General features: G+C 72.7%; 17 protein-coding genes. All 17 read right to left on the reverse strand.

Annotated elements, in window-relative coordinates:
- Positions 1-81: 81 nt before the first annotated feature.
- A complete protein-coding gene (locus FYW99_RS26440; protein WP_150254744.1) occupies positions 82-615 on the reverse strand; it encodes an arginine repressor in 534 nt (177 codons plus the stop codon).
- Entirely contained in the window at positions 612-1,559 is a 948-nt protein-coding gene (gene argF / locus FYW99_RS26445) for an ornithine carbamoyltransferase (protein ID WP_150254745.1), read from the reverse strand. Before argF ends, FYW99_RS26440 begins: the two co-directional genes overlap by 4 nt.
- Positions 1,556-2,767 carry an acetylornithine transaminase gene (locus FYW99_RS26450; RefSeq protein ID WP_150254746.1) on the reverse strand — a complete coding sequence of 404 codons (1,212 nt, stop codon included), beginning with the start codon at positions 2,765-2,767 and terminating at the stop codon, positions 1,556-1,558. The genes argF and FYW99_RS26450 overlap by 4 nt, the downstream gene beginning before the upstream one ends.
- Positions 2,764-3,765 (reverse strand): acetylglutamate kinase, encoded by a 1,002-nt coding sequence (argB, locus tag FYW99_RS26455; protein WP_150254747.1) that lies wholly within the window; start codon positions 3,763-3,765, stop codon positions 2,764-2,766. The genes FYW99_RS26450 and argB overlap by 4 nt, the downstream gene beginning before the upstream one ends.
- A complete protein-coding gene (locus FYW99_RS26460) occupies positions 3,762-4,532 on the reverse strand; it encodes a bifunctional ornithine acetyltransferase/N-acetylglutamate synthase (protein WP_150254748.1) in 771 nt (256 codons plus the stop codon). Before FYW99_RS26460 ends, argB begins: the two co-directional genes overlap by 4 nt.
- Complete coding sequence (argC, locus tag FYW99_RS26465; protein ID WP_150254749.1) at positions 4,529-5,557, reverse strand: N-acetyl-gamma-glutamyl-phosphate reductase; 1,029 nt, start codon at positions 5,555-5,557, stop codon at positions 4,529-4,531. The genes FYW99_RS26460 and argC overlap by 4 nt, the downstream gene beginning before the upstream one ends.
- Before the next feature lie 1,026 nt (positions 5,558-6,583).
- Positions 6,584-8,107, reverse strand: coding sequence for an NAD(P)/FAD-dependent oxidoreductase (locus FYW99_RS26470; protein WP_223839596.1), 1,524 nt, complete (start codon positions 8,105-8,107; stop codon positions 6,584-6,586).
- 196 nt (positions 8,108-8,303) lie between these two features.
- Entirely contained in the window at positions 8,304-8,846 is a 543-nt protein-coding gene (locus FYW99_RS26475) for a MarR family winged helix-turn-helix transcriptional regulator (protein WP_394350380.1), read from the reverse strand.
- A 273-nt stretch (positions 8,847-9,119) separates the two neighbouring features.
- Positions 9,120-10,346: an aminotransferase family protein gene (locus tag FYW99_RS26480; protein WP_150254750.1), complete on the reverse strand. Its 1,227-nt coding sequence runs from the start codon at positions 10,344-10,346 to the stop codon at positions 9,120-9,122.
- A 511-nt stretch (positions 10,347-10,857) separates the two neighbouring features.
- Complete coding sequence (gene pheT, locus FYW99_RS26485) at positions 10,858-13,344, reverse strand: phenylalanine--tRNA ligase subunit beta (RefSeq protein WP_150254751.1); 2,487 nt, start codon at positions 13,342-13,344, stop codon at positions 10,858-10,860.
- Complete coding sequence (pheS, locus tag FYW99_RS26490) at positions 13,344-14,462, reverse strand: phenylalanine--tRNA ligase subunit alpha (protein WP_150254752.1); 1,119 nt, start codon at positions 14,460-14,462, stop codon at positions 13,344-13,346. Before pheS ends, pheT begins: the two co-directional genes overlap by 1 nt.
- Positions 14,463-14,648: 186 nt before the next feature.
- Positions 14,649-15,788 carry a sensor histidine kinase gene (locus FYW99_RS26495; RefSeq protein ID WP_150254753.1) on the reverse strand — a complete coding sequence of 380 codons (1,140 nt, stop codon included), beginning with the start codon at positions 15,786-15,788 and terminating at the stop codon, positions 14,649-14,651.
- A gap of 536 nt (positions 15,789-16,324) precedes the next feature.
- On the reverse strand, positions 16,325-17,176 hold the full coding sequence (locus FYW99_RS26500; RefSeq protein WP_150254754.1) for a TrmH family RNA methyltransferase: 852 nt from the start codon (positions 17,174-17,176) through the stop codon (positions 16,325-16,327).
- 10 nt (positions 17,177-17,186) lie between these two features.
- Positions 17,187-17,558, reverse strand: a complete 372-nt coding sequence (gene rplT / locus FYW99_RS26505) for a 50S ribosomal protein L20 (RefSeq protein ID WP_150254755.1) — start codon at positions 17,556-17,558, stop codon at positions 17,187-17,189.
- 163 nt (positions 17,559-17,721) lie between these two features.
- Positions 17,722-17,916 carry a 50S ribosomal protein L35 gene (gene rpmI, locus FYW99_RS26510; RefSeq protein ID WP_013154086.1) on the reverse strand — a complete coding sequence of 65 codons (195 nt, stop codon included), beginning with the start codon at positions 17,914-17,916 and terminating at the stop codon, positions 17,722-17,724.
- A 176-nt stretch (positions 17,917-18,092) separates the two neighbouring features.
- Positions 18,093-18,677 carry a translation initiation factor IF-3 gene (infC, locus tag FYW99_RS26515; protein WP_150254756.1) on the reverse strand — a complete coding sequence of 195 codons (585 nt, stop codon included), beginning with the start codon at positions 18,675-18,677 and terminating at the stop codon, positions 18,093-18,095.
- A 400-nt stretch (positions 18,678-19,077) separates the two neighbouring features.
- A complete protein-coding gene (locus FYW99_RS26520) occupies positions 19,078-19,914 on the reverse strand; it encodes a shikimate dehydrogenase (protein WP_190394819.1) in 837 nt (278 codons plus the stop codon).
- Positions 19,915-19,917 lie beyond the last annotated feature (3 nt).

A 19,917-nucleotide genomic window follows, 5' to 3' on the forward strand; every position in this document is an offset into this window, starting at 1 on the left:
GCCCCGCGTCCGCGCGGGTGCTACGTGTGCGGGCGCCGGTCGCGCGGCCCGGCGGGGTGCCCGGGACGTCCTCGTACGAGGTTACGGTCTGCGGTCGGCCAGTCGCAGGAGGGCGGCGGCCAGGTCCTCGCCGCCCTGGGGGGCCCGGGAGATGACCAGGATGGTGTCGTCCCCCGCGATGGTGCCCAGGATGGCGTGGAAGTCGGTGTGGTCGATGGCCGAGGCCAGGTACTGGGCCGCTCCGGGCGGGGTGCGGACGATGACCATGTTGGCGGAGGCCTCGGCCGAGACCAGCAGGTCCTCGGCGAGCCGGGTCAGGCGCGCGCCGGAGACCTGTTCCAGGTCCAGGCTGTCGGGGCGGGTGCGCTGGAGGCGTTCTCCCCCCTCCCCCGGCAGCACGTAGACCAGGTGGCCGTCGGCGGTGCGGAGCTTGACGGCGCCCAGCTCGTCCAGGTCCCGGGAGAGGGTGGCCTGGGTGACCTGGACGCCCGCCTCGGCCAGGCGCCTGGCCAGCTCGCCCTGGGACCTGACGTCCTCACGGGTGAGGACGTCGGTGATCCGGGCGTGTCTGGCCGCCTTGGTCATCGGCGCCGTGCCGCCGTTCTCCGCCGTCATGGCCGGACGGCTCCGGGGTTGTCGCTGGCCTCCAGCAGGAAGGCGAGCAGGGCCTTCTGGGCGTGGCGGCGGTTCTCGGCCTCGTCCCAGACCACGCTCTGCGGCCCGTCGATGACCTCGGCGGAGATCTCCTTGCCGCGGTAGGCGGGCAGGCAGTGCAGGACGACCGCCTCGGGGTGGGCGGTGGCGAGCAGGTCGGCGTCGATCGCGTAGGGGCGGAAGGGCGCCTCGCGGTCGGCGGCCTCGTCCTCCTGGCCCATGGAAACCCAGGTGTCGGTGGCCAGGACGTCGGCTCCCCGTGCGGCCTCGCGGGCGTCGGCGGTGACCGTGACCGATCCGCCGGTGGTGGCGGCGATCTCGGTGGCGCGCGCGACCACGCCGGGGTCGGGCTGGTGCCCCTCGGGGGCGCCGACGCGCACGTGGAGTCCGGCGGTGGCGCCGCCGAGCAGGTAGGAGTGGGCCATGTTGTTGGCGCCGTCGCCCAGGTAGGCGAGGGTGAGCCCGGCCAGGGCGCCCTTGTGCTCGCGGACGGTCTGGAGGTCGGCCAGGATCTGGCAGGGGTGGAACTCGTCGGTGAGGGAGTTGACCACCGGGACGGAGATGTGGGCGGCCAGGGTCTCCAGGTCGCTCTGGGCGAAGGTGCGCCACACGACGGCGGCGACCTGGCGCTCCAGGACGCGGGCGGTGTCCTCCAGGGGTTCGCCGCGGCCCATCTGGGTGCTGGCGGTGTCCAGGACCAGGGCGCTGCCGCCCAGGTCGGCGACGCCGACGGCGAAGGACAGCCGGGTCCGGGTGGAGGGCTTGTCGAAGATCAGGGCGACGGTGCGCGGACCGGTGAGCGGCCGGTGGCCGAAGCGGTCCTTCTTCATGTCGTCGGCGAGGTCGAGGACCCGGGCCTGTTCGTCCGGGGTCAGGTCGTCGTCGCGCAGGAAGTGGCGGGTCACGGCTGCTGCTCCTTCGTCGCTGCGGCCTCGGCTGCGTCCAGGATGGTGGGCAGCGCCTCGATGAACAGGCCGATCTGTTCGGGTGTGATGACCAGGGGCGGGGCGATCCGGACCGCGCCGGGGGCCACGGCGTTGACGAGGAAGCCGCGGACGGCCGCCTGTTCCTGCACGTGGGCGGCGTGCGGTGCGGTGAGCTCCAGGGCCCGCCACAGCCCGCTGCCGCGCTGTCCGGCCAGCAGGGGGTGGTCGATGGCGTCGATCTGCTCGGCGAGCAGGTCGCCCATGACGGCGGTGTGGGCGAGCAGGTTCTCGCTCTCGATGGTGTCGAGGACGGCGAGGGCCGCAGCGCAGGCCACGGGGTTGCCGCCGAAGGTGGAGCCGTGGTCGCCCTTGTCGAAGGCGTCGGCGTAACGGCCGAACCCGACGCAGGCGCCGATGGGCAGGCCGCCGCCCAGACCCTTGGCGAGGGTGAGCACGTCGGGGCGCACGTCCTCCTCCTGGTGGGCGAACCAGCGGCCGGTGCGTCCGATGCCGCTCTGGATCTCGTCGAGGACGAAGGCCGCGCCGGTGTCGTCGCAGATCCGTCGGACCCCGGCGAGGTAGCCCTCGGGGGCGGGGACGACCCCGGCCTCGCCCTGGGTGGGTTCGGTGAACACCGCGACGCAGTGCTCGTCGACGGCCTCGGCGAGGGCGTCCAGGTCGCCGTGGGGGACGAAGCGCACGTCCATGCCGAAGGGACCGAAGGGCTCGCGGATGGCCTCCTTGCCGGTGAGGGCGAGGGCGCCGGAGGTGCGGCCGTGGAAGCCGTGGGCGGCGGCGACGAAGTAGTGGCGGCCGGGTCCGGCGGCACGCTTGACCAGCTTGAGCGCGGCCTCGTTGGCCTCGGTACCGGAGTTGGTGAAGAAGACCTTGGCGTCGCCGCCGACCAGGCCGATCAGGCGCTCGGCGAGTTGGACCTCGCGTTCGTGGACGAACAGGTTGCTGGTGTGGGCGAGCGTGGCCGCCTGGTGGGCGACCGCCTTGACCAGGGCGGGGTGTCCGTGCCCGAGGCTGGAGACGGCGATCCCGGCGATGAGGTCGAGGTACTGGCGGCCGTCGGCGTCGTAGACCTCGCAGCCGCGCCCGAGGGTGAGGGCCACGGGCGGGACGCCGTAGGTGGGCATGAGCGAGGCCGCGAAGCGCTCGCGCAGGTGGGAACCGCTGGTCACTGTGCGCCTCCTGCGTTGGTGACGGTGGTGTGAGTGTTGCGCCAGGGGCGCGGGGTGTGGCCGTTGCCCGCGAGCAGGGCGGCCTCCAGTTCCTCGTCGGCGACCATGGTGCCCACGCCCTGGTCGGTGAAGACCTCCAGGAGCAGGGAGTGGGGCACGCGGCCGTCGATGATGTGGGCCTGGGGGACGCCGCCCTCCACGGCGTGCAGGCAGGCCTCCATCTTGGGGAGCATTCCCGAGGAGAGGGAGGGAAGCAGGGCGCGCAGCTCGTCGACGTCCAGGCGGCTGATCAGCTCGGTGTTGCTGGGGTAGTCGGAGAACAGCCCCTCGACGTCGGTGAGCATGATGAGCTTGCTGGCGCCCAGGGCGACCGCGAGGGCGGAGGCGGCGGTGTCGGCGTTGACGTTGTAGACGCCGCCGTCGTCGGCGCGGGCGACGCTGGAGACCACGGGGATGCGGCCGTCGTCCAGGAGCGCGGCGACGGCTCCGGGGTCGACCCCGGTGATCTCGCCGACGCGGCCGATGTCGACGGTCTCGCCGTCCACCTCGACGGTCTTGCGCACGGCGGACAGGAGGTTGGCGTCCTCGCCGGACATGCCGACGGCGAAGGGGCCGTGCTGGTTGACCAGGCCGACGATCTCGCGGTTGACCTGGCCGGTGAGCACCATGCGGACGATGTCCATGGCCTCGTCGGTGGTCACGCGCAGCCCGGCGGTGAAGGTGGACTCCACGCCGGAGCGCTTGAGCTGGGCGCTGATCTGGGGGCCGCCGCCGTGCACGACGACGGGTCGCAGGCCCGCGTAGCGCAGGAAGACGATGGACTCGGCGAAGCGGACCCGCAGCTCCTCGCTGATCATGGCGTTGCCGCCGTACTTGACCACGACGGTGCGGCCGTGGAAGCGGGAGAGCCAGGGCAGCGCCTCGATGAGGTGGGCCGCCTTGTCCAGGGCGTGGGCCCTGGCCGGATCGTCGGTGGTGTGGGGTGAGCGCGCGATCATGAGTTCTGGGCCCGGTCGTGGTCGGTGGCGGGAGTGTCGGCGCGCAGCTGGGTGGCCAGCTCGGCCAGCACCTCGGTGAGCAGTGCGGCGAGGTCGTCCTCGTGGGGGGACGTGCCGCTGGCTCCGCTGGCCATGAGCAGCACGGTGTCGTTGGTGGCGGTCAGCGGGTCGAGGGAGGCCGCGACGGCGTCGGCGAGCAGGCGCTGGCACTGGTCGGCGGTGACGTCGGCGTCGGTGGTGAGCACGCACAGCGCGGTGGACAGGGAGGCGTCCGGGCCCTTGGCCATGGCGCCGACGGTGTAGCCGCCGCCGCGCCGGAAGGCGATCTTGGCGACGGTGTCGGTGGTGCGGATGGCGTCGGCGGCGTCCAGTCCGCCGCCGCGCGAGGCCTGGCCCAGGGCGGCGGTGACGCCCCGGAGCAGGGCGCCCGGTTCGGCGCGCCCGCCCACGGGACCGGCGGAGCAGAGCACGACCTCGGCGGCGGAGTCGTCGAGGAGGTCCGCGGTGTGCTCGGCCGCGGCGTGGACGTCCTGGAAGCCCGCGTCGGCCACGCCGGAGTCGATGACGGCGGCGCGCACGCGCTCGCCGGAGAGGACCTGCTGGGACCACAGGACGGGGGCAGCCCTGTCCTCGGCGGCGGTGAAGACGGCTCCGGCGGCCCGGGAGGGACCGTCGTTGACGACCACGGCGACGTCCCGGGCGCCGCCGCCCTTGAGCCCGGCGGCGACTCCGGCGGCGCGGAAGCCCCGGGGCGCGGTGACGCTCACGGGGCGACCGCCGCGAGCGGAAGACCGGTGTCCTCGGGCAGGCCGAGGGCGAGGTTGGTGCTCTGGACGGCGCCGCCCGCGGTGCCCTTGGTGAGGTTGTCCAGGGCGGCGACGGCGACCATGCGGCCCGCGTCGGGGTCGACGGTGACCTGCACGAGGGTGGTGTTGGCGGCCAGCGTCATGGCGGTGCTGGGCCAGGTGCCCTCGGGGAGCAGGTGGACGAAGGGCTCGTCGGCGTAGGCGGTCTGGTAGGCGGCGCGGACCTGCTCGGCGGTGACTCCCTCCTTCAGGGGCGCGGTGCAGGTGGCCAGGATGCCGCGGGGCAGCGGAGCCAGGACCGGGGTGAAGGAGAGCCTGACCGGCTCACCCGTGACCGAGGTGAGGTTCTGGACGATCTCGGGGTTGTGCCGGTGGGTGCCGCCGACCCCGTAGGGACTGAGGGCGCCCATGACCTCGCTGCCGACGAGGTTGGGCTTGGGCGCCTTGCCCGCGCCGGAGGTGCCGGTGACGGCGACGACGGTCAGGTCGGGCTCGACGAGCTGCTCGGCCAGGCCCGGGAAGAGGGCCAGCGTGGCGACGGTGACGTGGCAGCCGGGGACGGCGACGCGGCGGGCCCCGGTGAGTCGCTCGCGCTGTCCGGGGAGTTCGGGGAGACCATAGGGCCAGGTCCCGGCGTGCGGAGTGCCGTAGAAGCGTTCCCACGCGGCGGCGTCGTTGAGGCGGAAGTCGGCGCCGCAGTCGACCACGAGGGTGTCGTCGCCGAGCTGCTGGGCGATGTCGGCGGACTGGCCGTGCGGGAGGGCCAGGTAGACGACGTCGTGGCCGCGCAGCTCCTCGACGGTGGTGGGCGCCAGGATCCGGTCGGCCAGCGGCAGCAGGTGCGGCTGGTGCTGGATGAGGGGGGTCCCCGCGTTGCCTCCGGCGGTGACCGCGCCGATCGAGATCTCGGGATGTCCCAGGAGCAGGCGCAGCAGCTCGCCTCCCGCGTAACCGCTGGCTCCGGCGATGGCCGCTGTGTGTCCCATGGTGGTGCCCCCTGATCAGTTCGACTGAACTATCATGCACTCACGTGTAAATTTATGCAACCAGGTTCCCGGCAGTGTGGGCGGCATCTCGTCACAGAACCGCCCGGCTCCGGTACAACCCCGGGGATGGGCGTAGAGCGCACAGCGGCGGCCCGCCCGAGGGGGTGACCCTTTCCAGGCGACCTCAGCCGGGCACCCGTAGAGCCCGGGCTGACGGCCCGCCGCAGGGGGTGACCCTTTCCAGACGACCCCAACCGGGCACCCGTAGAGCCCGGGCTGACGGCCCGCCGCAGGGGGTGACCCTTTCCAGACGACCCCAACCGGGCACCCGTAGAGCGTGCGGGTTCCCCGCCTGCCCCTGGGGGGTGGGCGGTCGTGGTGGGCACTGGCTCCAAGGTTCAGTGCTGGGGGCGGGGACCGACTGAGGGCAAGTTCGCCTAGCGAACTTGGCGAAGGAGATCCCTTGACTCCGATCACTCCAGGGGCCTGGTGGGCGTCACGAAGGCGTTCGGAAGAACACCAGGAGGAACGCCCACCGGGAGTGACCCCTCAGCCATCCAGGGGCAGGGGGTCAATACGGTTCAGACCAACATCAGCCACCAAGCCCCGCACGTGACCGCGCGTCGTAGGGGGCCCGCACGTTGTAGAGCATCCTTGCGTCAGCAACCACGCACCCGTAGAGCCCGGGCAGACGCTCGAACCAGCAGGGTTGACGTAGAGCGGACCGGTTCCGTGGCCACGCACCCGTAGGGCCCGGGCAGACGCTGGAGACAACGGGGTCGGCGTAGAACCTCCAGCACACCCGCATCCCTGCCCCGCACCCCGGAAGCCCCAGCCGGGACGACCTGGGGCTCTCCCAACGCATGAGGCTCCTCCAACGCGTGGAGCCCTCCCAACACAGGCCTCTACCGACCTCAGCGTCTCTCTCCCAACACGGGCCTCTACCGACCTCAGCGTCTCTCTCCCAACGCGGGCCTCTACCGACCTCAGCGACTCTTTCCCGACCTCAGCGTCTCTCTCCCGACCTCAGCGACCCGAGATACGGGTGGCGATCCCGGCCAGACGCGAGGTGTGCGCCCTGTCCTCGGTCCGCGACTCGCGACGGTCGGCGCTCCGGTACAGCCCGTGGATAACCTGCGTGCCCACCCAGCGCAGGGGTTCGGGCTCCCAGCCGCGGACGCGGTGGCCCACCCACGGCAGGCGGGTCAGGTCGGTCTCGCGGCGCAGGACCAGGTCGCGCAGGGTGCGACCGGCCAGGTTACTGGCGGCCACGCCGCTGCCCGCGTAGCCGCCCGCCCAGCCCAGGCCGGTCTCCGTGTCCAGGTGCACGGTGGGGCGCCAGTCGCGCGGCACCCCCAACACACCGGACCAGGCGTGCTCGACCGGCACATCGGCCACGTCGGGGAACATGCGGGTCAGCGCCTGCCACAGCTCGGCGATGGCCTGCGGCTGGGTGGCGCCCTCCCCGTCCCTGGCCCCGCCCCTGACGCCGTCCCTGGCCCCGTCCTTGGATCCGCCCCCGCCTCCGTCCCCGCCTCCGTCCCCGCCCCTCTCCCTGGCCTTGGCCCCGTCCTGGGCCGAGCCGAAGCGGTGCGGGACGCCGCGTCCGCCGATCGCGATGCGGTCGTCGGCCGTGCGCTGGGCGTAGACGTGGGAGTGGGCGGTGTCGCCCAGCAACTCCCGGCCCTCCCAGCCGATCTTCTCCCACAGCTCGGCCGGAACGGGCTCGGTGACGATCATCGAGGAGTTCACCGGCTGCCAGTCGCGTCGCTGGCCGCGCAGGGTGGAGGTGAAGCCCTCGGTGGCGCGCACGACGTGGTCGGCGTAGACGGTGCCGTGCTCGGTGACGACCGCCGGGCGGGCCGCGCCCTGGCGGGGGCGGATCTCCTCCACCGAGGTGCCCTCGAAGAGGGCCACGCCCAGGTCCTCCACCACCCGGGCCAGTCCCGTGACCAGCTTGGCGGGCTGCACGCGGGCGGCGTGCGGCGAGTAGGCGCAGGCGACGGCTCCGGACACCGACAGGCGGGGCTCACGCTCACCGTCCAGCAGGTGGATGTCGTCGGGCCAGTAGCCCCACTCCTGGAGGTACTCGATGTCCTCGGCCAGGCGCTCGCGCTGGGCGGCGTTGGTGGCCACCAGGCGCATGCCGCCACGGACGATGTCGGCGTCGATGCCCTCGGCCTCGGCGACCGAGGCCACCTCGGTGACGGTGTCCATCATCGCCCGCTGCAGGGCGACCATCGCGGCCTTGCCGTGTGACTGCGCGTAGCGCTCCCGCGATCCCGCGAACTCCGCCGACAGCCACCCTCCGTTGCGGCCCGAGGCGCCGAACCCGGCGAACTCGCGTTCGACCACCGCCACGCGCAGATCCGGCTGCTCCTTCTTGAGGTAGTAGGCGGTCCACAGGCCCGTGTAGCCGGCTCCGACCACGCAGACGTCGTAGTCGGCGGTGCCGGGCAGGGGCGCGCGGCGCTCGGGAAGCCCGGTCTCGCGGAACCAGAAGGAGACCCCTCCGTTGGCGAAGCGCGAGGACCGTGGAATCGCTCTCATCTGCGCGGCAGTGGTGAACAGTCCCATCATTCCCCCCGAAAAACTGTGCGCTCACGGTCCACCCCGCGGGACCCACGAACTTCCGCCAACCTACACGGGAACGGCGGCCGGTGGGATGTCTTCCCCGCCTTCGGGTCCGGTGGCGCACCGGGAGGGCGCGGATTCGGCTACCGAGAGTTCCGACCCGAACGCGCCGTCAGCAGCAGGAGCTGTCACGGAGCGTGCGCGCGATGGCGGCGAGCTGGCGCACCCCGTCCTCGCCGAGGGGGCCCAGGACGTGCTCGCGCAGCCGCTCGACGTGTCTGGTGCGCGCCTGGCCGATGAAGTCCAGGCCCCTGTCGGTGAGGACAGCGTAGACGACACGGCGGTCGGAGGCGCAGTTCTCCCGTGCCAGGTAGCCCTCGCGTTCCAGGCGGTCCGCGAGCTTGGTGAACCCGCCCGTGCTCAGGCTGACCTCGCGGGCCAGACGGCTCATGGGCAGCCGGTGGCCGGGGGTGCGCTGGAGGCGTATGAGCACCTCGAACCACGGCCCGGCCATGTCCCTTCCGTCGGGGGTGATGCCGCCCAGGAGCTTGGGCTGGATGACGCTCATGGCCTCGTGGACCAGCCCCCAGGCGGTGATGAGGTCGTCGTCGTTCGTCGCGCTGCCCGCGGCGCCGGCGTTACCCGACCCACCTACGCTGCCCGCACTGTCCGCACTGTCCGCACTGTCCGTGGCCTCGGTCGGCTCTGTGGTCATGTCCGCTCCCTGTCCCTCCCGGGGCGGACACCGACGCGCATCTCACCCACAAGAAATATCTTCCCAGTAAATTTTACTCGACGCGGGGCGTTTCGCCCAGTGGTTTTGCCCCGAACGCGTCACACCCGGCGCGCGGAGTAGCGCACCGGGCTCGGGAAGGCGGTTGCGGGAACAGCCGGAGGAAGGCGGTTGCGGGAACGGGCCGGAGGAAGGCGGCCGCGGGAGGAGGTTTCCTCCACGGGGCCCCGCCGGGGACACGGCGGGGCCCCGTGGTCAGTGCCGGGCGGCGACCGCGTCCAGCGCGGCCGACAGGGTGGACACCATGTGGTCGATCTGCTCCCAGGTGATGATGAGCGGCGGCGAGACGAGCAGCGCCGTGGGTATGGGCCGTACGATCACACCGCGGGCCCGCGCCTCGGCGAACACCTCCTGGGTGGTGATGCCCCGGCCGCTCAGAGCCTCCTCGGTGAGCTCCACCGCGCCCATGACGCCCAGGCCCGAGCGGACCTCGGCCACCATCGGGTGGTCGGCCAGACCGCGCAGCGCGCCGTCCAGCTGGCGCTCGATCTCCAGCGACACCGTGAACAGGTCCTCGCGCTCCAGGATGTCCAGGTTGGCCATCGCCGCCGCGCACGCCGTCGGGTGCCCGGCGTAGGTGGTCCCGTGCAGGAACGGGTTGCCCTCGCCGTTGTAGAAGGGGTCGGCCACGCGTCCGCTGACCACGACGCCGCCCAGCGGCAGGTACCCGCTGGAGACGCCCTTGGCGAAGACGATCATGTCCGGGTCGACACCGAAGCGCTCGATGCCGAACCAGTTCCCCATCCGGGCGAAACCGCAGATGACGCTGTCGACGACGAACAGGACGCCGTACTTGTGACAGATCCGCGACACCTCGGCGAAGTAGTTGTCCTGCGGCAGGAAGACCCCGCCCGCGCCGACCACCGGCTCTGCGAAGAAGGCCGCGACCCGCTCGGGGCCGACCCTGAGGATCTCGGCCTCCAGGGCCTCGGCCGAGTCGTGGGGCACCACGGAGGTGTCCTCGACCAGCTTGCCGTAGCCGCTGCGGAACCGGTCCATGCCCGAGATGCTCGTGCCGAACCCGTGCAGGCCGTGATAGCCGCCGGTCCGGCTGATCAGGTGGGTGCGCGCGGGCTGGCCGGTGACCGCCCAGTACCGCCGCGCCAGCTTGGCGGCCGTGTCGATGGACTCCCCTCCCCCGCAGGTCAGGATCACCCGCGGGTCGGCCACCGGGGCGTGCGAGGCCAGGCGCTCGCACAGTTCCACCGCGGGTCCGTTGGCGAAGTCCCCGTAGACCGTGTAGGCGTCCAGGGTGCTGATCTGGCGGTGGACCGCGTCCGCGATCTCGGTGCGGCCGTGGCCGACGTTGCAGTACCAGAGGCTGGCCGTACCGTCCAGGTAGCGGTCACCGGAGCTGTCCCAGAGCCACACGCCCTCGGCGCGGGCCACCATGAACTCCGGACCCCTGACCACCGTGTTCATATCGCAGAAAGTGTGCCAGAGGCGACTGGGCTCCCGCTGTTGCGTGGGAGCGAGTGCGGACGAGACAACCGTTTCGGTCATATGGCGACCTCCGAGCCGTGTCATGCGCGAGAGCGCAGTGGAAAACTCAGGTTGATCCAGCCTGCACACGGGCGCCCGTTGGTGGCAGGTGCTTGCAGGCTAAGCGTGCGACCCACCTCACAGCAAGAGCCAAAACGAAGATCCATGCCCCGAAACACAAACTTCATGCCGGCTACCCTCGGGGGTCGGCAGCAAAACCCTTGCTGGGCTGGAAAAACACGCCGAAAAACAATCTGGAATCCGGTGTCGCCGTCAGAGCTTTCACCGGCACGCGTGGCGTGGCGTGACGGTGTGCGACCCCCGCGCCACACTCGGCGCGCGGAGCCGCGTACACACGAGGGCGGGGCCGATCACCCCCGTATTCGGGAGGTGACCGGCCCCGCCCCGGCCCGAACACGCACGCTCGGGCCGCGCGGAACAGCCCCCTGCCTCAGCCGCGCAGGACGGCCCCCGTGCGCTCGGTCGCCAGGGCGACGGCCGCGTCGCGGGCCGCTCCGGCCTCCTCCGCCGTCAGCGTCCGGTCGGCGGCCCGGAAGCGCAGGGCGAAGGCCACCGACTTGCCGCCCTCGCCGACCTGGTCCCCGGTGTAGACGTCGAACAGGCGCACGCTCTCCAGCAGCTCACCGGCGCCCTCGGCCAGCGCGGCGCTGACCTGGCCGACCGGTACCGAGGAGTCCACGACCAGGGCCACGTCCTGTGTGGCCACCGGGTACGTGGAGATCTCCGGCGCGATGACCGGGGTGCGGGCCCGCTCGATCCGGTCGAGCTCGACCTCCACCGCGGCCGTGCGCTCGGGCAGCCCGAACGCCTGGACGGTGCGCGGGTGCAGCTCACCGGCGTGGCCCACCAGCAGGCGCTCGCCGTCCACGCGCACGTACAGCGCGGCGCAGCGGCCCGGGTGCCACGGAGCGTGCTGGTCGGCCTCGACCTCCAGCTCGACCCCCGCGACGCGGGCGACGTCGCGCGCGGTCTGGATCGCGTCGGCCCAGCCGGCCTCCCTGCCCGGGCCCCACCATCCGGCGCGTTCGGCGTGGCCGGAGATCACCGCGCCCACCCGGCGCGGCTGGTCCGGCAGGGCGGCCTCGATCCGGGCCAGTTCCTCGGCGTCGGGTCCGCGGTCCACCGCCAGCATGGGCGCGCGCGGAGCGCCGGGCCTGGGCCGGTAGACCAGGCCCGTCTCGTACAGGGCCACGTCGGTGAACCCGCGACCCGCGTTGCGGGCCAGCGCCTTGAACAGACCCGGCAGCAGCGTGGTGCGCAGCAGCGGCTCGCCCTCGTTGAGCGGGTTGGCCAGGCGCAGGGCGCCGCGGCGGTCGTCGTCGGCCGCCAACTGGAGGCCGTCGAGGTCGCGCTCGCCGACGAAGGGGTAGTTCAGCACCTCGTGGAAGCCGGTCCCGGCCAGGGTGCGGCCGACCGCGCGGCGCAGGCGCTGGCTCGCGGTCAGGCCGCGGCCCGAGGCGCGCGGGCGGATCGAGGGGATGTTCTCGTAGCCCTCGAAGCGGATGACCTCCTCGGCGAGGTCGTTGGGGTCGGTGATGTCGGGCCGCCAGCTGGGCGGAACGACCCTCAGCAGGTCCCCGTCGGCCTCCACCTCGCAGCCGACGGCACGCAGCCACCGCCGCGTGGTGCCCTCGGGGTAGTCCACCCCGGCGACGGCGCCCGCGTGGGAGGCCCGCACCGTGACCGGCTCGCGCGCGGCGGTGCGGTCCAGGTGGGTGTAGGCGGTCTCGACCGTGGCGCCGCCCAGGTCGGCGAGCAGCTCGACCGCGCGGGTGGCGGCGGCCAGCTGCACGGCCGAGTCCACGCCGCGCTCGAAGCGGCGGGAGGACTCCGAGGACAGCTGGTGGCGCCGTGAGGCCCGGGCGATGTGCATGGCGTCGAAGTGCGCGGCCTCCACCAGCACCTCGGTGCTGGTGAGGGAGATCTCCGTGGTCAGACCCCCCATGACCCCGGCGATGTTGACCGGGCCGCTGTCGTCGGCGATGACGATGTCGTCGGTGTCCAGGGAGCGCTGGACGTGGTCCAGGGTCTCCAGCTTCTCCCCCGCCTCGGCGGCGCGCACCCGCAGGGCCCCCCGCAGCTGGGCGCGGTCCCAGGCGTGCAGCGGCTGGCCGAGTTCGAGCATCACGTAGTTGGTGACGTCGACGGCCAGGGAGACCGGGCGCACGCCGCACTGGTGCAGGCGGCGCTTCATCCACAGCGGGCTGGGCGCGTCGGGGTCGAACCCGGTGGCGCCGCGCAGGACGTAGCGGTCGCACAGGGCGGGGTCGATCTCGGCGGGGTGGCCCTCACCGCCGGACCCGGCGACGGCGACGTCGGCCGGATCGCGGAAGTCCACCCCGTACAGCGCGGCGGCGTCGCGGGCCACTCCGCGCAGGGACAGCGCGTAGCCGCGGTCCGGCGTGACGGCGATGTCCAGGACGTCCTCACGCAGGCCGAGCGGCCCGATGGCGTCCTCGCCCACCGTGCCGAAGCCCTCGGGCAGGACGACGATGCCGCTGTGGTCCTCCCACAGGCCCAGCTCGCTGGCGGAGCAGATCATGCCCGCCGACATCCGGCCGTAGGTCTTGCGGGCGCCGATCCGGAAGCCGCCGGGCAGTTCGGCGCCGGGCAGGCAGACCACGACCAGGTCGCCCTCGGAGAAGTTGCGGGCGCCGCAGACGATCTCCTGCGGCTCACCGGTGCCGTTGGCCCCTCCCACGTCGACCCTGCAGTAGCGGATGGGCTTCTTGAACCCGGTGAGCTCCTCGATCTCCAGCACCCGGCCGTACACGATGGGGCCGGTGATGTCGGAGCCGAGCTCGTCGACGGTCTCGACCTCCAGGCCCGCCAGCGTGAGGCGGCCAGCGAGTTCGCGGGCGGTGGTGCCGACCGGAAGGTCGACGTACTCCCGCAGCCAGCTCAGGGGGACGCGCATCAGTTCTCACTCCCGAACGCCGAGGTGAAGCGGATGTCGCCCTCGACCATGTCGTGCATGTCGCGCACCCCGTGCGCGAACATCAGTGTCCGTTCGATTCCCAGGCCGAAGGCCCAGCCCGTGTAGACCTCGGGGTCCACACCCGCGGCGGTGAGCACGCGGGGGTTGACCACGCCGCAGCCGCCGATCTCGATCCAGCCCTCGCTGGAGCAGGTGCGGCAGGACGCGTCCGGGTTGCCCACGGAGGCGCCCCGGCACACGAAGCACTCCATGTCGACCTCGGCGGAGGGCTCGGTGAAGGGGAAGTAGGAGGCGCGGAAGCGCGTGCGCAGTCCCTCGCCGAACACGCCCTCGACGTAGGCGTCGATGGCCCCGCGCAGGTGAGCCAGGGTGACGCCGCGGTCCACGACCAGGCCCTCCAGCTGGTGGAAGACGGGGCTGTGGGTGGCGTCGAGCTCGTCGGTGCGGAAGGTCTTTCCGGGCGCGACCACGTACACCGGCAGCTCCCGCGAGAGCAGGGCGCGGATCTGCACCGGCGAGGTGTGGGTGCGCATGACCAGGCCGGACTCGCCTCCGTCGGGTCCCTGCACGAAGAAGGTGTCCTGCATGGTACGGGCGGGGTGGTCGGGCTTGAAGTTGAGGGCGTCGAAGTTGAACCACTCGGCCTCGACCTCGGGGCCCTCGGCGATCTCGAAGCCCATGCCGACGAAGATGTCGGCCACGCGCTCGGCGACGGTGGTCAGCGGGTGGCGGGAGCCGCGCGGGGCCCGGTCCCAGGGCAGGGTGACGTCGACGCGCTCCTCGATGAGGACGCGCTCGTCGCGCTCGGCCTCCAGGACCGCCTGGCGGGCCTTGAGGGCCTGGCCGACGTCGCGGCGGGCGCCGCCCACGCGCTTGCCCGCGTCGGCCTTGGCCGCGGGGGGAAGCGCGCCGATCTCCCGGTTGGCCAGGGCCAGCGGGGAGCGGTCCGAGGCGTGCGCGAGCCGGACCTCCTTGAGTTCGGCGAGGTCGGCGGCGGCCTCGACGGCGGCCAGCGCCTCCTCGCGCATGCGGGCGACCTCGTCGGGGTGCAGGGGGGTCACCTCGACCGGGTCGAAGGAATTGTTCGGTGCAGACATGGTTGGTTGCCTCGCCGCCGACGTCCCCGGCATGGAGGACGGGCGGCAGTCACGGTCCGCGGCGGGGCGGACGAAGCCGACAGGAAGAGCACAGGCGGATTTCGGGCGGGCCCGGCCAAGGACGTGTGTCGCGGAGCCCGGGGCACGCCGTTGCGCCCACCGGGGAGGCTGGAGTGTCTGAGGGCCTCAGACGAACTCGGGTGCCCCGGCGGGCATGGTAAATCGGAACTCCGCGCCGCCGCTGGGGGCGCGTCCGACGGTGATCGTGCCGCCGTGGGCCTCGACGAGGCCCTTGACGATGAACAGTCCGAGGCCGGTTCCGCCCCGGCGCTTGCTGCGCCAGAACTGGCGGAAGACGCGCGGAATGGTCTCGGGCGCTATGCCCTGGCCCTCGTCGCGCACCGACACCGCTGTTCCTCCCTCGCAGGGCTCGATCACGACACTGACAGTACCAGCGCCGTGCCGCACCCCGTTTTCCACGAGGTTCGACAGGATCTGCTCGATCTTGTCGGCGTCGAGCCACATGCGCGGGAGCTCCCCGCGGGTCTCGACCCGGAAGCGCTCCTCCGGTTCCCCGGAGGCGACGCGGCCGGCCACGACCCGGCGCACGGCTTCGGGCAGGTCCACCACCTGGCGGCGCACCTCCAGGCGGCCCGACTCTATGCGGGAGACGTCGAGCAGGTCGTGGATGAGGCGGGTGACGCGGTCGGCGTCGGCGTTGACCGTCTCCAGCATGAACAGCTTCTGCTTGTCGGTGAGCCGTTCCCACTTGGCGAGCAGGGTGGAGGTGAAGCCCTTGACGCTGGTCAGGGGTGAGCGCAGTTCGTGGGCGACCTCCGAGACCAGGTCGGCGCGGGAGCGCTCGGCGTGCGCGGAGGCGTCCCGGAGGGTGACGACCAGGCGGACGAGCTCTCCCCCGGGGCGGGCGCGCACGTAGCGCGCGGCGACGAGGACCTCGCGGTCGTCGGGCAGCAGGAGGGCGCGCTCGGCCTGGCGGACGCGGTCGCGCGCGCCGCCGTAGGGGTCGCTGGCCTGCCACCAGTCGTTGCCGTCGATGCCCAGGAGGGGCAGGACGGCGCGGTAGTCGCGGCCCAGGGCGGACTCGGCGGGGACGCCCAGGACATGGGCGGCCTGGGTGTTGAAGAGCACGACGCGACCGCGGGAGTCGGCCACGACGACGCCGTCGGGCAGGTCGTCCGCGTGCAGCGGGGTGCCGCCCGGCCCCGCGGGCGAGCCGCCGTCGACCTCCCACAGGACAGCGGGAACGTGAGCGGTCCCGCTGCCCGAGTCCTCCGCCGGGTGGTCCACCTGCCGGCCGCTGCCCACGCCTCTCCCCGCTCCCCTTGAAGGTCCACGACCACAGGCTCCTGGGCCGAGGACCGCTGACCGGTCGTGTCCGCAACACCCGTGGACACCACCGCGGGTTGTCTACCCTGCACTTCCACCTGGTACGCCTCGCGACCCGGGAACGGGCGCCCGACGACAGACGAGCGTACGAGCCCCCTCCCGGCGACCCGCCGCCCGGGAACGGGGACCGCGGGCCCGGGCGCGCGGCGCGTGCTCACGCGGTGTCGTCAAGCCTGCCGGGTGGGGCAGGAAGGACACAGCGTCGCACCCGCGACACGGGTAGCCCGCCGGGCCCTACGCGCGAAGCGCATGGACCCTCCCCGGGTCCCTCGGCCCCGACCCTATAGGCACGCGGTGCCGGTGCACGTGCACTTCGGACGAACGCGGTACCCGGAACCCGCACGGACGCCGGTGGCCGGGCCCGCGCACGGGATCCCCGAAAACGCACCCGAGCAGTCACGCGCAGTGATTGACCCTGTCGTGAGCTGGGCCGATCCGAACCCGTCCGGACCGGCTCAGGAACGCCGCTGCTGTCGCGCGGTGGTGTAGAGGCAGACCGCTGCCGCGGTGGCCAGATTCAGGCTTTCGGCCCCGCCGTAGATCGGAACGCTGACCGCGCCGTCGGTCAGGGCGACGGTCTCCTCGGGCAGGCCCCAGGCCTCGTTGCCGAAGACCCAGCCGACCGGGCCGTCCAGGTCGCCGCTGTCGGCGACGGCGTGCAGGTCGCGCTGGCCGCTGCCGTCCGCGGCCCACACCCGCGCGCCCGCGCCGCGCAGGAAGTCGACGGCGCGCGCCACGGGGACGCCCACGACCACGGGCAGGTGGAACAGGCTTCCCGCGGAGGCCCGCACGCACTTGCCGTTGTAGGGGTCGACGGAGGCGTCGGTGAAGATGACGACGTCGGCGCCGGCCGCGTCGGCGGTGCGCAGCACCGTGCCCGCGTTGCCCGGGTCGCGGACGTGGGAGAGCACGGCCGCGAGTCGGACGTCGCCGACCTGTTCCAGGGGGACGTCGACGAACTCGCAGACCGCGATGATCCCCTGCGGGGTGACCGTCTGGGCCAGCTCCGACATCACGTCCAGGCTGACCCTGTGGGTGGGCACGTCCACCGCGCGGGCGGCGTCCACCAGGTCGATGTGGCGCTGCATGGCCTCCGCCGTGGCGTAGACCTCGACCACTCCGGGGGCGGCCCCTCCGTGGGGGGACCGCCCCTGGGTACCGTCGACCGCCGCGGCCAGGGCCTCGCGCACAGCCTGCGGGCCCTCGGCGAGGAAGCGCCGCTCGCGTTGGCGGAAGGTGCGCTTGGCGAGCCGCCGAACCCCCTTGATCCTGGGTGAGCGGATGCTCGTGAACTCGTGGCTCGCCATCACCGCTCGCCTAGGCCGCGGCCTCGGCGGGGAGGGCCTTCTTGGCCGTCTCCACCAGGCTGGCGAAGGCGGCCGCGTCGTTGACCGCCAGCTCGGCGAGCATACGGCGGTCGACCTCGATGCCGGCCAGCTTCAGACCCTGCATGAAGCGGTTGTAGGTCAGGCCCTGGGCGCGGGAGGCGGCGTTGATGCGCTGGATCCACAGGCGACGGAACTGCCCCTTGCGGTCCTTGCGGTCCCGGTAGGAGTAGGTCATCGAGTGGAGCATCTGCTCCTTGGCCTTGCGGTACAGGCGCGAGCGCTGCCCGCGGTAGCCGCTTGCCCGGTCGAGAACGACCTTGCGCTTCTTCTTGGCGTTGAGAGCCCGCTTCACGCGTGCCACTGGAACTCCCTAGTTGTCTCTTCCGGCGCGCGCGGCGCGCCGACCGGCCCGGCTGCGTCGAACCCGGCGGCCGTGTTGCTTCGGTGGTTCCCTCCCGGGGGCCGTCACCGCACCGGCCGTGGCCGGCGGACGGGCGCTTCCGCGGAAGGGGAGGGGCCCGGGACTACTTGCCGAGCAGCTTGCGCATGTTCTTGGCGTCCGCGGGGGAGAGCACGGCCTCGTTGCCCAGCTTGCGCTTGCGCTTGGAGGTCTTGTGCTCAAGGATGTGGTTCTTGTTGGCACGGCGGCGCATGATCTTGCCGGAGCCGGTGACCTTGAAACGGTCCTTGGCCCCACTGTGGGTCTTGTTCTTCGGCATGTCGCCGTCGTCTCCTACTCCGTCGGAGTGCCACCCGCCCCGAGGGGGCGGACGACACGGTTCTTCCGCTGCTGTGGCGGGGACACCGCGCGTCGGGGCGCCGCATCCGGGCCGTGCGCAGCCCTGCTCACCACCCGGTCCCTGCCGGCGACCGGGCGGTGGAGGACCTCGCGTCGCTAGGCGTCCGAGCTCTGCTCGCGGCGGGTCTTGTCCCCCGCCGCCGCACGGGCCTCGGCCTTGTGCTCGGACCGCCGCTTGTGCGGGCCGATCACCATGACCATGTTGCGACCGTCCTGCTTGGGCTGCGACTCCACGGTGCCGAGGTCCTGGACGTCCTCGGCCAGGCGCGCCAGCAGGCGGCGGCCCAGCTCGGGCCGGGACTGCTCGCGTCCGCGGAACATGATCGTCACCTTGACCTTGTCCCCGCTCTTGAGGAACCGCACCACGTGACCCTTCTTGGTCTCGTAGTCGTGCGGGTCGATCTTCGGGCGGAGCTTGATCTCCTTGATGATCGTGTTCGACTGGTTCTTGCGCGACTCTCGGGCCTTGACCGCGGACTCGTACTTGAACTTGCCGTAGTCCATCAGCTTGGCGACCGGCGGGCGCGCGGTCGGCGCGACCTCGACGAGGTCGAGGTCGGACTCCTGGGCGAGACGCAGGGCGTCCTGCACGGAGACGATACCGACCTGCTCGCCGTTGGGTCCGACGAGACGGACCTCAGGCACCCGGATGCGGTCATTGATGCGGGGCTCTGCGCTGATGAGACCCCTCCCTAGCTATGTCGATTACCTGGGACCGGTCGCCCGCCTGGTGGCGGACGGCCGTGTGGACCGGGCCGCCCTCGTCCGTCGGGCCGCCGGTCGCGTCGGGGTCCGCATACAGCGAAAACCCCGCCAGCGTGTGCAAGCGGGGTGATCCGACCGGATATTCCCAGCGAGGACGGACGCGCGGACCAGGCACCCCGGACACGGGTGCTCGGTCGACAGAACGCGGCACGATCGATCGCCGGGCCGGAACCTACGCGGGCGGTACCCGGTAGGTGGGAGGATCATCTCCGCTTGCGGTTCCGGTGTGGGACACACCGGACCAAGTCGATACCTCATAGTACCAGTGCCCGAGGCCCGCTCGTCCCACCCTGCCGGACGCCGCCTCCGACCGCGCTCAGGCGGAGACCGAGCGGCGGGCCAGTTCCGCCTCACCCGCCGCGCGCATGGCCTCCACCGGCACGTCCCGGACACCGGTCATCAGGCGGACCTGCTCGACAGCCTGGTGCAGGAGCATGGGGAAGCCGCCGACCACGCGGCCGCCGCGCGCGGCGACGGCCGCCGCGGCGCGGGTGGGCCAGGGCGAGTAGACGACGTCGAACAGGTCGGCGCGCGAGGCGGCGAGCAGGCCGGCGTGGACGTCGGCCGCACCCGAGGGCAGGGAGGACACGACCAGGTCCGCGTCCAGGTGCTCCTCCACCTCGGCGAGCGGCGCGACCTCCAGCGGGTGGCCCATCCGGCGGGCCGCGGCGGCCACCTGCCCGGCTCGGGCCGTGTCGCGGGCCAGCACGGTGACCGGGGCGGTCAGGCCGAGCAGGCGCAGGGCGGCCAGCGCGGAGGCCGCCGTGGCCCCGGCGCCCAGGACGACCGCGCTGCGCGGGGCACCCGCACCGGCCTCGGTCAGGGCCGCGGCGATCCCGGCGACGTCGGTGTTGGAGGCGTGCCACCCTCGCACCCCCCTGACCAGGGTGTTGGCCCCGCCCACCTGGAGGGCCAGGTCGTCGACCGTGTCGGCCAGCTCCAGGGCGCGGCGCTTGAGCGGCATGGTCAGGGACAGCCCGGCCCACTCCCCGCCGAGTCCGGAGAGGAAGGGCGCGAGCTCCTCCTCCCCGCACTCGTGCAGGCCGTAGGACCAGTGGTCCAGGCCCATCGCCGCGTAGGCGGCGGTGTGCAGGACCGGTGAGAGCGAGTGGGCCACCGGCGAGCCCAGGACGGCGGCGCGCACCGGTCCCATGTC

The sequence above is a fragment of the Nocardiopsis deserti genome (genome assembly GCF_008638355.1).
GTDB lineage: Bacteria > Actinomycetota > Actinomycetes > Streptosporangiales > Streptosporangiaceae > Nocardiopsis > Nocardiopsis alborubida.

Bases quoted from the DNA above. Each gene is read 5' to 3' on its own strand.
- FYW99_RS26440 (WP_150254744.1), bottom strand. From the start codon at position 615: ATGACGGCGGAGAACGGCGGCACGGCGCCGATGACCAAGGCGGCCAGA.
- argB (WP_150254747.1), bottom strand. From the start codon at position 3,765: ATGATCGCGCGCTCACCCCACACCACCGACGATCCGGCCAGGGCCCAC.
- argC (WP_150254749.1), bottom strand. From the start codon at position 5,557: ATGGGACACACAGCGGCCATCGCCGGAGCCAGCGGTTACGCGGGAGGC.
- FYW99_RS26470 (WP_223839596.1), bottom strand. From the start codon at position 8,107: ATGAGAGCGATTCCACGGTCCTCGCGCTTCGCCAACGGAGGGGTCTCC.
- FYW99_RS26475 (WP_394350380.1), bottom strand. From the start codon at position 8,846: ATGACCACAGAGCCGACCGAGGCCACGGACAGTGCGGACAGTGCGGAC.
- FYW99_RS26480 (WP_150254750.1), bottom strand. From the start codon at position 10,346: ATGAACACGGTGGTCAGGGGTCCGGAGTTCATGGTGGCCCGCGCCGAG.
- pheT (WP_150254751.1), bottom strand. From the start codon at position 13,344: ATGCGCGTCCCCCTGAGCTGGCTGCGGGAGTACGTCGACCTTCCGGTC.
- pheS (WP_150254752.1), bottom strand. From the start codon at position 14,462: ATGTCTGCACCGAACAATTCCTTCGACCCGGTCGAGGTGACCCCCCTG.
- FYW99_RS26500 (WP_150254754.1), bottom strand. From the start codon at position 17,176: ATGGCGAGCCACGAGTTCACGAGCATCCGCTCACCCAGGATCAAGGGG.
- rpmI (WP_013154086.1), bottom strand. From the start codon at position 17,916: ATGCCGAAGAACAAGACCCACAGTGGGGCCAAGGACCGTTTCAAGGTC.
- FYW99_RS26520 (WP_190394819.1), bottom strand. From the start codon at position 19,914: ATGGGACCGGTGCGCGCCGCCGTCCTGGGCTCGCCGGTGGCCCACTCG.